This window comes from Metabacillus litoralis, assembly GCF_007994985.1.
GTDB lineage: Bacteria > Bacillota > Bacilli > Bacillales > Bacillaceae > Metabacillus > Metabacillus litoralis.
Map to the genome: position 1 here is coordinate 389979 of NZ_VOQF01000005.1, position 12911 is coordinate 402889.

Annotated in this window: 13 protein-coding genes; 9 read left to right on the forward strand and 4 right to left on the reverse strand. The window is 34.5% G+C overall.

The window, feature by feature from the left end; translation table 11 throughout:
- The first annotated feature begins 86 nt into the window (after nt 1–86).
- The 5 genes from yutH to thrB all read left to right on the forward strand — a co-directional run bounded on the left by yutH (nt 87) and on the right by thrB (nt 6111).
- Nucleotides 87–1097, forward strand: a complete 1011-nt coding sequence (gene yutH / locus FS935_RS09925) for a spore coat putative kinase YutH (protein ID WP_158638585.1) — start codon at nt 87–89, stop codon at nt 1095–1097.
- Nucleotides 1098–1332: 235 nt separating this feature from the next.
- A complete protein-coding gene (locus tag FS935_RS09930; protein WP_146948058.1) occupies nt 1333–2304 on the forward strand; it encodes a 2-hydroxyacid dehydrogenase in 972 nt (323 codons plus the stop codon).
- 533 nt (nt 2305–2837) lie between these two features.
- The gene (locus FS935_RS09935; RefSeq protein ID WP_146948060.1) at nt 2838–4136 is read left to right on the forward strand and encodes a homoserine dehydrogenase; all 1299 of its coding nucleotides are present in this window, start codon (nt 2838–2840) and stop codon (nt 4134–4136) included.
- Nucleotides 4136–5194: a threonine synthase gene (thrC, locus tag FS935_RS09940; RefSeq protein ID WP_146948062.1), complete on the forward strand. Its 1059-nt coding sequence runs from the start codon at nt 4136–4138 to the stop codon at nt 5192–5194. Before FS935_RS09935 ends, thrC begins: the two co-directional genes overlap by 1 nt.
- On the forward strand, nt 5191–6111 hold the full coding sequence (gene thrB / locus FS935_RS09945) for a homoserine kinase (RefSeq protein WP_146948064.1): 921 nt from the start codon (nt 5191–5193) through the stop codon (nt 6109–6111). Before thrC ends, thrB begins: the two co-directional genes overlap by 4 nt.
- Before the next feature lie 86 nt (nt 6112–6197).
- Here the strand turns inward: thrB and FS935_RS09950 are convergent, their stop codons facing one another.
- Complete coding sequence (locus FS935_RS09950) at nt 6198–6431, reverse strand: NifU family protein (RefSeq protein ID WP_146948066.1); 234 nt, start codon at nt 6429–6431, stop codon at nt 6198–6200.
- Nucleotides 6432–6842: 411 nt separating this feature from the next.
- On the opposite strand from FS935_RS09950, the gene FS935_RS09955 reads away from it, so the two are divergent.
- Nucleotides 6843–7169, forward strand: a complete 327-nt coding sequence (locus tag FS935_RS09955; RefSeq protein ID WP_146948068.1) for a YuzD family protein — start codon at nt 6843–6845, stop codon at nt 7167–7169.
- Nucleotides 7170–7273: 104 nt separating this feature from the next.
- Here the strand turns inward: FS935_RS09955 and FS935_RS09960 are convergent, their stop codons facing one another.
- On the reverse strand, nt 7274–8341 hold the full coding sequence (locus FS935_RS09960) for an NAD(P)/FAD-dependent oxidoreductase (RefSeq protein ID WP_146948070.1): 1068 nt from the start codon (nt 8339–8341) through the stop codon (nt 7274–7276).
- Nucleotides 8342–8831: 490 nt separating this feature from the next.
- On the opposite strand from FS935_RS09960, the gene FS935_RS09965 reads away from it, so the two are divergent.
- Nucleotides 8832–9068 carry a YuzB family protein gene (locus tag FS935_RS09965; RefSeq protein WP_146948072.1) on the forward strand — a complete coding sequence of 79 codons (237 nt, stop codon included), beginning with the start codon at nt 8832–8834 and terminating at the stop codon, nt 9066–9068.
- Nucleotides 9069–9140: 72 nt separating this feature from the next.
- On the opposite strand, the gene FS935_RS09970 is transcribed toward FS935_RS09965, so the two are convergent.
- On the reverse strand, nt 9141–9833 hold the full coding sequence (locus tag FS935_RS09970) for a DUF2225 domain-containing protein (RefSeq protein ID WP_146948074.1): 693 nt from the start codon (nt 9831–9833) through the stop codon (nt 9141–9143).
- A gap of 238 nt (nt 9834–10071) precedes the next feature.
- Between FS935_RS09970 and dapF the strand changes: the two genes are divergently transcribed.
- Nucleotides 10072–10926 carry a diaminopimelate epimerase gene (dapF, locus tag FS935_RS09975; RefSeq protein ID WP_146948076.1) on the forward strand — a complete coding sequence of 285 codons (855 nt, stop codon included), beginning with the start codon at nt 10072–10074 and terminating at the stop codon, nt 10924–10926.
- A 98-nt stretch (nt 10927–11024) separates the two neighbouring features.
- The gene (locus FS935_RS09980; RefSeq protein ID WP_146948078.1) at nt 11025–11387 is read left to right on the forward strand and encodes a HesB/IscA family protein; all 363 of its coding nucleotides are present in this window, start codon (nt 11025–11027) and stop codon (nt 11385–11387) included.
- A 55-nt stretch (nt 11388–11442) separates the two neighbouring features.
- Here FS935_RS09980 and yumC read toward each other — a convergent pair whose 3' ends face one another.
- Nucleotides 11443–12435, reverse strand: coding sequence for a ferredoxin--NADP reductase 2 (gene yumC / locus FS935_RS09985; protein ID WP_146948080.1), 993 nt, complete (start codon nt 12433–12435; stop codon nt 11443–11445).
- Between the last annotated feature and the right edge of the window lie 476 nt (nt 12436–12911).

Genomic DNA, 12911 nt, shown 5'->3' on the forward strand with positions numbered 1-12911 from the left:
TGTTAAACTCCCTGCTTTAATTCATCATAAATAGGTGATGATTTGATTACGATAGAATAAGAACCATTTCTCTGGAGGGGAAGACATTGAAAAAAACAATACATGATGTGTATGGGATAAAAGTTAAGGAACTTACAAAAGAAGGACAGTTTGAGACATTTCAATTACATCAATCACGTTTTTTAATCGTTCCAGCTTCACATATTGATGAAGATGAGCTTTATGAGTTATATCAACTAAGTCAATACATGATAGAAAAAAGAGAACCAAATATCGCAAGCATTGTTTTAACAAAAGAAAATCATCTTTTTTTTGAGAAAGATAAAATCAAATATGTCATATTAAAATGTTCTCCATACAATCAAGCAAGATTAACTCAATTAGGTCGTGACTTAGCGCGTTTTCACTTAAAAGGTAGAACATACCCTTATCAGGTATCTAAAACGCAAAGAATTGGGCAGTGGAAATTACTATGGGAAAAACGATTAGATCAATTGGAGAATTTTTGGAGAGGTAAAATACAAAGTCAGCCTTTAACTTCTTTTGAAAAAATGTTTGTAGAATCATTTCCTTATTATTTAGGATTAGCAGAAAATGCGATTCAATATTTAGTAGATACTGAATTGGATGAGGAACCACAACCAATTGATTCAGCAACAATTTGTCATCACCGTTTCCATTCAAACACATGGAATGATGTAATGTGTGTAAAATCTCCAATTGATTGGGTTTTTGATCATAGTAGTAGAGATATTGCAGAGTATATGAGATATCTTTATTTTGAAAAGCAAGAAGAGTTCAAATTAAGCGGATATAAATTTTTAGATGATTATGATCGTACATCACCACTATCGTCTTTCTCATGGAGACTCATTTATAGCAGATTATTATTTCCTATTCATTATTTTGAATGTGTAGAAAGTTATTATTTAGCAGGAGACGATATGAAGCTTGTATTAGAGGACAGGATGGAGGAAATTCTCAAATCTTCTGGTCATTATGAATCCTTTTTACGAAGCTACTCAAGTATGCTCTCTATGAGAACAAAGAGAATTCAATTACCAGCTGTAGATTGGTTAGTGAATATTGGGCATTAACTTTTGGTGGAGGCTGGAGATTCTAACGTTCAGCCTCTAACTTATCACAACTTGATTTCATAGCTTATGATAAAATAGACTATAAGTTTTTATTCTGACTGTTTACGTTAATCTAAGCTGTTAATAACAGTATCTTTGCTTTGAGAAAGTCTTATAAAGCATGATTACATACATAGTTACAAAGCAACCAAATCATAAAAGAAAATATCTTTAATACTGTGTAGGGGTGTGTATATTGACAAAGCCTTATATTTTTATAACTAGAAAATGTTCAGAACAGCAGTTAAAAGCATTATATGAAATCGCAGATGTTGAAATGTGGCCAGAAGAGGAAGCTCCTTGTCCTAGAGAAATATTAGTCGAAAAAGCAAAAATGGCAGATGGTCTTTTAACGATGCTCTCTGACTCGATTGATCAAGAATTATTAGATTGTGCTACGAACTTAAAAGTTGTCGCAAACTTAGCGGTTGGTTTTGATAATATTGACATTAAGTATGCAGAAGCAAAAGGAATTGTGGTTTGTAATACACCAGATATTTTAACAGACACTACAGCAGATTTAACATTTGGATTATTATTGTCTACAGCAAGGAGATTGATAGAAGCAGCAGATTATGTGAAAAATAATCAGTGGAAAAGTTGGGGGCCATTACTTTTAGCAGGTTATGATGTACATCATAAAACAATTGGTATTGTTGGTATGGGGAAAATTGGACAAGCCTTAGCAAAGCGTGCAACAGGATTTGAAATGGATATTCTTTATCATAACCGTTCTAGAAATACTGAAGCTGAAGAGATATTAGGTGCAAGATATTGTTCCTTAGATGAATTATTACAAACATCAGACTTTGTTGTATGCCTTACTCCACTAACGAATGACACTAAAGAGCTATTTAATAAGATATCATTTCAGAAAATGAAATCTACAGCAATTTTTATTAATGCAAGTCGTGGAGCTGTCGTTAATGAGCGAGATTTATACGAAGCTTTAATAGATAAAGAAATTGCTGGTGCAGGTTTGGATGTATTTACGAAAGAACCCATTTCAGCAGATCATCCCCTTGTAGGATTACCTAATGTCGTAGCATTACCACATATAGGAAGCGCTAGTATAGAAACTAGATTATCGATGGTCGAACTGTGTGCTGCAAATATGTATGCAGTCTTAACAGGAATGGAGCCAAAAACTAGGGTTAAAGTAAAATAATTGTTTAGTAGGAAATTATGTTCCTCAGTTAACGTTTTTGGCTTGTTATATATTTTTCCTAATAATCACAGTTAAGCTAGAGGAAAAAGTTCGTTCCATTGCACTGCGGATACTCGCGTTCCACGGGGAGGAAGCTGAACTCCTCGGCAACGCCTTGCGGGGTCTCAGCCTTTCCTCTAGTCTAGTACCCCAGGTGCCCTAGTGTCTTCATCTCCATTTTACTAGTTCTTAAAAACAGTAGACAAAATCAAAAAAACTTCTGAAGAGAAAGATCCGAACTATTAGAGATTAATTGAAATATCACCTTAATAATCATTAACTTAAATACTTATGTCCCAGCCACAATTAATTTTATAAAAAGAAATTATTAAATTTAATCCTTAATGCAACAACCATGTAAACGTTTTCTTTTAAAAAACTGAAAATTCACCCTTGTAAAACAGTTATAAGCATTTTATAATGACAAGTATATCATTAGTGTCTTTTAAGAGAGAACAATTGTACTCTATAGATGAACAAAAGGAGTGGGAAGAGTGAAAGCAATTCATGTAGGACTTTTAGGACTTGGAACGGTTGGAAGTGGTGTTGTTAAGATAATCGAAGATCACCAAGATAAATTAATGCATCAAGTTGGTTGTCCAGTGCAAGTAAAGAAGGTTCTTGTTAAAAATATAGAAAAAGATCGCCAAGTTCATATTAGTAAAGAAATGCTTACAACGAACGTTGAGGATGTTATAAACAATCCTGATATAGATGTGGTTATAGAAGTAATGGGTGGAGTAGAAGAAACTCGCCAGCATTTAGTTGATGCTCTAAAAGCTAAAAAACATGTAGTAACAGCAAATAAAGATTTAATGGCAGTGTACGGAACAGAATTACTTTCAATTGCTACTGAAAATGGCTGTGATTTATTTTATGAAGCAAGTGTAGCTGGTGGAATCCCAATTCTACGTAGTTTAGTTGATGGTTTAGCATCAGACAGAATTACAAAAATGATGGGAATTGTGAACGGAACAACGAACTTTATACTAACAAAGATGACTAAGCTTGGAAGTGCTTATGATGAAGTATTGAAGGAAGCACAAGATCTTGGTTATGCAGAATCTGATCCTACATCAGATGTAGAAGGATTAGATGCAGCTAGAAAAATGGCTATTCTTGCAAGACTAGGATTTTCTATGCATGTTGATTTAGAAGATGTAAGTGTTAAAGGGATTTCTAGTGTTACAGATGATGATATTAGCTATAGTAAACGTCTTGGATACACAATGAAGCTTATCGGTATTGCACAACGTGAGAATGGAAAGATTGAAGTCGCTGTTGAACCAACACTTTTACCAGAGACTCACCCTTTAGCTGCTGTAAATGATGAATTTAATGCAGTTTATGTTTATGGAGAAGCTGTAGGTGAAACAATGTTTTACGGACCAGGTGCAGGAAGTCTTCCTACTGCAACAGCTGTTGTTTCAGATCTAGTAGGAGTAATGAAAAATATGAGATTAGGTGTTAATGGCCGCAGTGCAGTAGCACCACAATTTGAAAAACAATTAAAGAGTCCAGAACATATTTACGCACAGCATTTCTTACGTATAAGCGCGAAAGATCAGGTTGGAGCATTTTCAAATATTACCTCTCTTTTCTCAGAACGAGGCGTAAGCTTTGAAAAAATCCTTCAGCTTCCTATTAAAAATAGTAATCTAGCAGAAATTGTTATTGTGACACATAAAGCAGCTCAAAGTGATTTTGAAGAAATTTTACAGCGTTTAAATGATTTACCTGTTGTTGAAGAAGTGAAAAGTACGTATAGAGTGGAAGGGAACGGTTCGATATGATGTGGAAGGGACTTATTCAAGAGTTCGAAGAATTTTTACCAGTAACTGAAAATACACCAAGATTAACTTTGCAAGAAGGAAATACACCACTTATTCATTTACCTAAGCTTTCTGAAAAGCTTGGAATTGAATTGTATGTTAAAACAGAAGGTACAAATCCTACAGGCTCTTTTAAAGATCGTGGAATGGTTATGGCAGTTGCTAAAGCTAAAGAAGCTGGCAGCGATACGGTAATTTGTGCGTCAACAGGTAATACTTCAGCAGCAGCAGCAGCGTATGCTGCAAGAGCAAATATGAAGTGTATCGTTTTGATTCCAGATGGTAAGATTGCCTTTGGTAAGCTAGCACAAGCTGTTATGTATGGTGCAGAAATTTATGCGATTCAAGGAAACTTTGACCATGCATTAACTATGGTCCGAAATATCAGTGAAAAGTTACCGATTACTTTAGTTAACTCTGTTAATCCATATCGTATTGAAGGTCAAAAAACGGCAGCTTTTGAAGTGTGTGAGCAGCTTGGAAGTGCACCAGATTATTTAGCTATTCCAGTTGGGAATGCAGGAAATATCACGGCTTACTGGAAAGGCTTTAAAGAATATAACGAGAAGAAGCAAACAGGTTTACCAATTATTCATGGCTTCCAGGCTGAAGGTGCAGCAGCAATTGTTAGAGGAGAGCCAATTGAGAACCCGGAAACAATTGCAACAGCGATTCGTATCGGAAATCCAGCTAGCTGGGAAACGGCTGTAAGAGCTAAAGAAGAGTCTAACGGTAAAATTGATTCTGTTACAGATGAAGAAATTATAGAAGCATATCAGTTAATTGCGCGTGAAGAGGGAGTATTCGCAGAGCCAGGATCATGTGCTTCAATTGCTGGGTTAATTAAACATCGTAAATTAGGTTTAATTAAAGAAGGAAGTAAAGTTGTAGCAGTACTAACAGGAAATGGCTTAAAAGATCCTAACACAGCAATTGACGTTTCTGAGATCAAGCCGCTTGTTTTACCTAATGATGAAGAAGTTTTTCTGCAACAATTGACTGGAGTCGCGGTTCGATGAAAGAAGGAGAGATGTTAAAGATTACAGTGCCAGGTAGTACGGCTAATTTAGGACCAGGTTTCGATTCGATTGGCCTTGCACTTGGTAAATATTTAACTCTTGAAGTCAAGACAGCTGAGCAAATACGTTTCATACCAATGACAGAAGATGTTAAGGATATCCCGACAAATGAGGATAACCTTATTGCTAAAGTTGCTTTAAAAGTAGCATCCATGCATACCAAACCTTTACCAACGTGTGAGGTAAAGGTTTGGAGCGAAATTCCGATGGCAAGAGGTATTGGAAGTAGTGCAGCAGCTATAATAGCAGGAATTGAATTAGCTAATCAGCTTTGTCAGCTACAATTAACAAACGATGATAAACTAAGAATCGCAAGCCTTGAAGAAGGTCATCCAGATAATGTGGGGGCATCTCTTTACGGTGGGTTGGTAATAGGTCTTCATGAACAGGAACAAACTGAAATAATTTGTGTGAAGAATATCGATGTTGATGCAGTAGTTGTTGTACCAAAATATGAGGTATTCACTAGTGATGCAAGAAATGTATTACCTCAAGTTTTAGAATATAAAACGGCTGTTGAAGCAAGTGCAATAGGTAATATGTTAGTGGCAGGCCTTATGACGAATAATTGGTCACTAGTAGGAAAGATGATGAACAAGGATTTACTTCATCAACCATATCGCTCATCCCTTATTCCTGAAATTTCGTTAGTTCAAGAAAAAATGGATGAACTTGGTGCATATGGTTCAGCATTAAGTGGAGCTGGTCCAACAGTGATCTGTTTTATTGAAAAAGGAAAAGGTAATACTTTAGCGAAAATGCTAGCTGCGGATTTCACTAATTGTGATGTAGAGCATTTAAGTATTGATCTAGAAGGTTGCAAAGTGGAGCTAATACAAGAAGTAAAAAATGTATAAAAATTAAAAGGACTGACAATTGTCAGTCCTTTTTCAGTGGTCTTCAAAGTAGAAAATCACTTAGTTTTAGGTGCCTGTAGATCTTATTAAAATACCTGTTCTACTTCAATAATACCTGGTACTTCTTCTAATAGTGCACGCTCTATACCAGCTTTTAAAGTGATTGTTGAGCTTGGGCAGCTTCCACAAGCACCTAAAAGGCGTAGCTTTACAATTCCATCCTCTACATCAACTAATTCACAATCTCCTCCATCGCGAAGTAAGAAGGGACGTAGTTTATCTAGAACTTCTTGAACCTGATCATTAATAGTTGCTTCCATTCAAATCAAACTCCTTTCTTTCCTTAATCATATTATATTTGAAATGTCGCAAAAAATCTAATCGAAAGATTAAAATATGTTTCCATTTTATTCCTGTGTATATAAAAGGATTATTCTAAATACGCAAACTAAAGAATCACCCTTTGGTACTATATTATCATAAATAACGCAGAAGGTAACGAAAATTGCTCCTTTTCGCTCCAGACACACGAATAGCGGGGAAGGAAGCTGTGGGGTCTTTGGCTTACCTCTATACCTGCAGGAGAAAAGTGTTATATTCTCTTCCACTATTAGCTCCAATCTTGAAACAGAGTGAAAAGTAGTTTGTTTAAAATGTCATTTTCCGCGATAAGAATGGTCATAATTTCATTATTCGAATACAATGGAGAAAAAGAAGTGTAGGTGTGATGGATGAAAACTGTGGAAATTTGCGTATATGGAGCCGAGATTCTTTGTCCAAGCTGTGTGAATTTGCCGTCAGCTAAAGAAACATATGAATGGTTAGAGGCAGCGCTTAAAAGGAAGTATAAAGAACAGCACTTTAAAATAGCTTATGTTGACATACATGAGCCCCCGAATGATCCAGAAAAAAAAGAGTTTGCTGAAAAAATTCTAGAAGATGAATATTTCTATCCTCTTGTTGTGATAGAAGGCAATGTAGTTGGTGAGGGAAATCCTCGGTTAAAAAGAATATATGAAGAATTTGATAAATATGGTTATGTGAGTACTACACCTTAATTTTTAAATAGTATTAATATCAGCCATCAAAAAAAGAGGATAATTATAAAGAGAAGCTTCAATTTTGATCATCTCTTTTATAATTATCCTCTTGTCTATTTAGTTTATCCGTTATGATATTTATACATCCAAAGTACACCAGATTTAAGTAGACGTGGCACACGCCCCATTAAAGGTCGATCATTTACAAGCCCGAAGCCTTGTTTTTTACCTAATGACCCTAGAACACCTTTTAATTTAAAAGGTGGGAATGATTCTGGTAATGGCTGGTTATTCCATTTTTTTAGTAAAACCTGAACAATTTGCTCAGCCTGGGCTTCCGCCAATTGTGCACTTGGTGCGTGGGGTAAGCTTGCACAATCACCTAGAACAAATGCATCTTCATAATTTGGAATAAAGTGCTGTGTTGTTAAAATAACTCGACCTTGGTTGTCTTTTTCAACAGGTAGATCACGGACAACCTGATTAGGCTGAATACCAGCAGTCCAAACAATTACATCACAATCAAATGGTTGATCATGATTATAGACAACATTCGGTTCAACTTTGGTAATGTTGGCCCCACTAATAATTTCAACACCATGCTCTGTAAACCATTTTTCAACATAACTACTTAATCTTTCAGGGAAGCTAGACAAAATATGTTTACTGCGATCAAATAATTTAATGTTTAGATCTTTGCGGCTTTCTCTAAGCTCACTTGCTAGCTCAACGCCACTTAAACCAGCACCAACGATTGCGACAGTAGCATCTGCAGATAAATTATTTAACTTTTGATACGTGCTACGAGATTGATCAATTGTTTGTATACTATAAGTGAATTCATCTGCACCTGGGACATTATGATATTTATCTTCACAACCTAATCCAATAATTAAGTCATCATAAGGAATAGTATCTTCGTTTTCTAAAACTACTTCCTTTTTCTCGAGATCAACAGAAACGACATTTCCGAATTTTGAATGCAGACGAGGGTGCTCTGGAAAAGAAACTCGAATATGATTGTCAGAAATTGTTCCTGCAGCCAATGCATAGTATTCGGTTTTAAGACAATGATAAGGATTTCTATCAATAAGTGTTATTTGAACATCATCAGGCAACTGGTTTGGTAAAAGCCTTAAAAGGACACGCATTCCGCCGTACCCGCCGCCAAGAATCACTAGGTTTTTCATATTTGATACCCCTTTTTCCCCACGTTTTTATAAAGTATGAGAGTAGTTATAGCATTAATTAAGTCTTAAGTGGTATGGTTAAGGTCGAGAATCAATTACACCTTAGGACTAACTGCAAACTTATAATAATTTAATTATAACGAAAATTTGTGGACATGTATCTTATAATTTAGTCATTTATTTATGAAATATGAAAAAAGAAAGTGGACTAGATAATAAAAAAATATAATCCTCTCTTATACAAAATACCATAAAAAAGTATATCGAATTTCATATAAAATCACAACATATTCTTAATAAAACGTTTTCTTTTATAGTAAAATTTCACTTATCTTAAATTAGTAGAACACATTTTACTTCTTATGTAGAACATATAGTTATGCTCTTATTATTATTAAGCTGAAAATAGTTAAGTATGATAGGCAATAATAAAGTTTGACGTAATTGCTGATACCTATTAGGATAGAAATTAAATAGAGAGGTGTGAAGAATGAAGCCGATAATTGAATTTTGTATTAGTAATTTGGCAAATGGATCTCAAGCTGCTTTAGAAATACTTGAGAAAGACCCAAATTTAGATATTATTGAATATGGTTGTCTTAGTTATTGTGGCAAATGCTACAGTTCATTATATGCGTTAGTAAATGGTGAAATTGTTACAGGAGAAAATCCAGAGGGTTTGGTCGAAAATATCTATACGTATTTAGAAGAAAACCCAATGTTTTAAATTCCTATAAAAAAAGCTGATACAGAAGTGATGATAAGATACTTCTGTATCAGCTTTTTATATTTGCCCCTTTTAGCCTGACTTTTGCTCGCGCATTTCTGACCAACGATCTTTTGCCATTTGGACAATTCCTTTTTCGACTGTATCTTTTTGTTTTTCAATAACTCTTGAGAAATATCTTGTTGCTTGTACGTGATTGTCGACACGACGGCTAAGCTCTCCGATAATATATAGTAGCTTAACCTCTGATAAATGAGTTTCAGAATAGTCACTATTCATATAAGATTTAAGATACTCTTCTAATGCAAGACGAATAAAACGTTGTTCTTCTGCTATGTTTATTTCTTCTGTTCGGTATAACCATGATAAGCGTAAATAAAGTCCAGCTAACGCAATATTCTTTTCTTTTTTTATAGTGGCGCAGTAAATGGCTAATTTATATGAGTTAATTGCAGTTTCTAAAGATCGCTCATCACAATAGAACTTGTTGTTCCAGTTTGTAGAAATTTTCTCTTGGATAGCTTCCATAGTCATAGGTGGAAAGTAATTACTAGATTCTTCTGTGGAAGAAAATCCACATGATGGACAAACATGGACATAATATAAAAGTGGATTTATCTTTGTAGTAACATAAAAAGAACAAAAGTCTGTATCATGATTATGAGCACGAATGTACCTAGAAAGTACCTTCTTAGTAGTGTATGAAGTTTTACAACTATAGCAATCGACTTTCCTGTCATATAAATAGTCAAGGTTCTTTTCCATATCGGATCACTTCCTTATACCTATAAAAGTTATAATCAATTATACCTATATGAAAAGTATACCAAATAAATGAGTAAAAGGAACTGTTTTTCAGGAAGAAAATTGGTCTGGGATCAAAAAATAAAAGCTCTCTGTTATAAACAGTGAGCTTTTACTTATATAAAACGGGGGATATTTATATTGTGTTCATATTTCCAACATTTTATACTAATAAAAACGATGAAATTTGGAGGCAGCAATGAAATCATTTAAATTCACTAAAATGCACGGATTAGGTAATAATTATATATATGTTAATACTTTTGAGGAAAATCTAGACGAAGAAAAATTACCGGATATTGCTGTACAAGTTTCAAATATTAATACAGGTATTGGATCTGATGGATTGATCTTAATATGTCCTTCTGATAAAGCTGATGTTAAAATGAGAATTTTCAATAATGATGGATCAGAAGGTAAGAACTGTGGAAATGGATTACGCTGTGTAGCTAAGTATGCCTATGAACATAAGTTAGTGACAGAAACAACATTTAAAATCGAAACTCTGTCAGGATTAGTTGAAGCTAGCTTGGAGATTGAAAACGAAGTGGTTAAACTAATTACAGTCGATATGGGTGAACCTAGACTGTTAAAATCACAAATTCCAATGCTGGGTCAAGCTAGTGACAAGGCAATTGATGAGGAAATGGTTTTTAGCGGACATACATTAAGAGGTACAACAGTATCTATGGGTAACCCGCATATTATTTTTTATGTAGACGATATTACACAAGCTCCTGTAACAACTTTAGGCCCAATTATTGAAAAAGATAGCTGTTTCCCTGAAGGAGTTAACGTTGAGTTCGTTGAGGTTGTTTCAAAGAACGAATTACACTTTAGGGTTTGGGAAAGAGGCTCAGGTGTCACTCAAGCTTGTGGAACAGGCGCATGTGCAGCAGTTGTATCATCAGTATTAAATCATCACACTGTACAAGGAGAACTAACAACAGTTCATTTAGCTGGTGGTGATCTTCATATTAATTGGACATCTGAAGGAAATGTACTTATGACAGGTCCAGCAGAAGTAATATGTACAGGAACGTTTTATCTTTAAAAGTCTAGTGGCTTGGTCGGTTCAATTATTTGAGTGATTGCATACCTTAGATTATAATAAATAGATAATCCTTTCACAAAAAGCAAGGAGGTATAAATATGACTGAGATTGTTAGTATATCTGAAGCAGCAGCTTTTCAAATAAAAGATATGATGAAAGAAAGTGAAGAAGAACAGGCTTATCTTCGCGTTGGAGTAAAAGGGGGAGGCTGTAGCGGTCTTTCTTATGGAATGGGCTTTGAACATGAAATAACGGATGAAGATGAAATTTTAAAGCAGCATGGTTTAACAATTCTTATAAAAAAAGAGGATGCACCTATTCTTAATGGCACACAAATTGATTATAAACAATCCATGATGGGTGGAGGATTTACAATCGAAAATCCTAATGCGATCGCAAATTGTGGTTGTGGATCTTCATTTAGAACAGCAGTTAATACTGGGACTCCAGAAGAATGTTAATATAAAAACGACTGACAATTTTGTCAGTCGTTTTTTAGTAAGCTCGTATTTTAATCTAGTTAAATAAACTTGTGCTGTGTAGTGGTTGAACTTTAGCTTTAGGATCCATATAAGCTTTGGCGTTATTAACAGCTGTTGGAGCTTCTCCAAAGCCACTCGCAATTAGCTTAACTTTTCCATCATATGTACAGATATCTCCTGCTGCATAGATGCCTTCGATATTTGTTTCCATTTTAGAATTAACAACAATTGAATTTTTCTCAATTTCTAATTCCCAATTTTTAATGGGTCCTAAAGACGAAACAAAGCCGTAATTGATGATGAGATCATCGATATCTAAAACTTCCTTACGATCTCCTTTAACTTCTTCTAAAACGAGCTGCTTAATAGATTCTTCCCCAATTAACTCTGTTGGAACAAAAGGTGTGACAACATTAACTTTGGAGTTCATTAATAATTCAACACTATGTTCATGTGCTCTAAATTTATCTCTCCGATGAATAAGAGCAACACTTTCTGCAATTGGTTCAAGCATTAATGCCCAATCTACTGCAGAATCTCCTCCACCGCAAAGAGCAACACGTTTTCCGGCAAACTTATTTAAATCATCTACAAAATAATGTAGATTTGCACCTTCATATTTAGTCGCATCCTCAATTTCCAGCTTTCGAGGTTTAAATGCACCATTTCCAGCTGTAATGATTATTGTTTTTGTATAATGAATTTCACTATTAGTTGTTAATTTAAAGACACCATCAGCTTGTTTTTCAACTTCTTCAACTGCTTGTTCTAGAGAAATAGTTGGCGAGAATTGATCCATCTGTTCCTTTAAATTATCCACAAGCTCCTGTGCCCTTACTTTAGGAAACCCAGCTACATCATAAATATACTTTTCTGGATATAGAGCAGAAAGCTGACCGCCCAGCTGTGGAAGACTTTCGATGATCTTAACACTTGCCTGCCTCATCCCACCATAAAAAGCAGTAAATAGTCCAACAGGTCCTCCACCAATAATGGTGATATCATAAACTTTAGTATCTTCTTTCATATGAGATCCTCCTTTTATCGTACGAATGCTTATTAGGGAAATCTTATCATAATACATCGTTACATTACATTTAGTGTGTTCAGAAATCTTAAATGTTTCTAGTTTTAAGTGTAAATTTTCATTGAGGATTTTTTGTGAAATCCTTACATTTTGTAGATGTAGTTATAAATTGTAAGTGTTTTATGGCTTTTTAGCAATAAAAGTGGTAGGTATTATACTTCTTTTTCATGAAAAAACAAACCATGTTGTTAGAAAAAATTACTTGAAAAATGTTCATTATATATATATGATTGGATATAGGTGCAATTATATATATTTATACGTTTTAATGAAACATTTATATTCGTATGCATAGGTAAGTGAATGATTTCACAAAGTTTTATTTCTTTAAATCAAAATAAAAAGTTGTATTTCAGTGGATTATAGATAATAGACATAATTCGAGCATTACAACAACTTTAGAGTAAAGGTGGATG

What these genes read in the sequence shown, in the direction of transcription:
- FS935_RS09970 (WP_146948074.1), bottom strand. Translation starts at nt 9,833, where the DNA reads ATGGAAAAGAACCTTGACTATTTATATGACAGGAAAGTCGATTGCTAT.
- FS935_RS09960 (WP_146948070.1), bottom strand. Translation starts at nt 8,341, where the DNA reads ATGAAAAACCTAGTGATTCTTGGCGGCGGGTACGGCGGAATGCGTGTC.
- FS935_RS09950 (WP_146948066.1), bottom strand. Translation starts at nt 6,431, where the DNA reads ATGGAAGCAACTATTAATGATCAGGTTCAAGAAGTTCTAGATAAACTA.
- thrC (WP_146948062.1), top strand. Translation starts at nt 4,136, where the DNA reads ATGTGGAAGGGACTTATTCAAGAGTTCGAAGAATTTTTACCAGTAACT.
- dapF (WP_146948076.1), top strand. Translation starts at nt 10,072, where the DNA reads ATGAAATCATTTAAATTCACTAAAATGCACGGATTAGGTAATAATTAT.
- FS935_RS09955 (WP_146948068.1), top strand. Translation starts at nt 6,843, where the DNA reads ATGAAAACTGTGGAAATTTGCGTATATGGAGCCGAGATTCTTTGTCCA.
- thrB (WP_146948064.1), top strand. Translation starts at nt 5,191, where the DNA reads ATGAAAGAAGGAGAGATGTTAAAGATTACAGTGCCAGGTAGTACGGCT.
- FS935_RS09965 (WP_146948072.1), top strand. Translation starts at nt 8,832, where the DNA reads ATGAAGCCGATAATTGAATTTTGTATTAGTAATTTGGCAAATGGATCT.
- FS935_RS09980 (WP_146948078.1), top strand. Translation starts at nt 11,025, where the DNA reads ATGACTGAGATTGTTAGTATATCTGAAGCAGCAGCTTTTCAAATAAAA.
- yumC (WP_146948080.1), bottom strand. Translation starts at nt 12,435, where the DNA reads ATGAAAGAAGATACTAAAGTTTATGATATCACCATTATTGGTGGAGGA.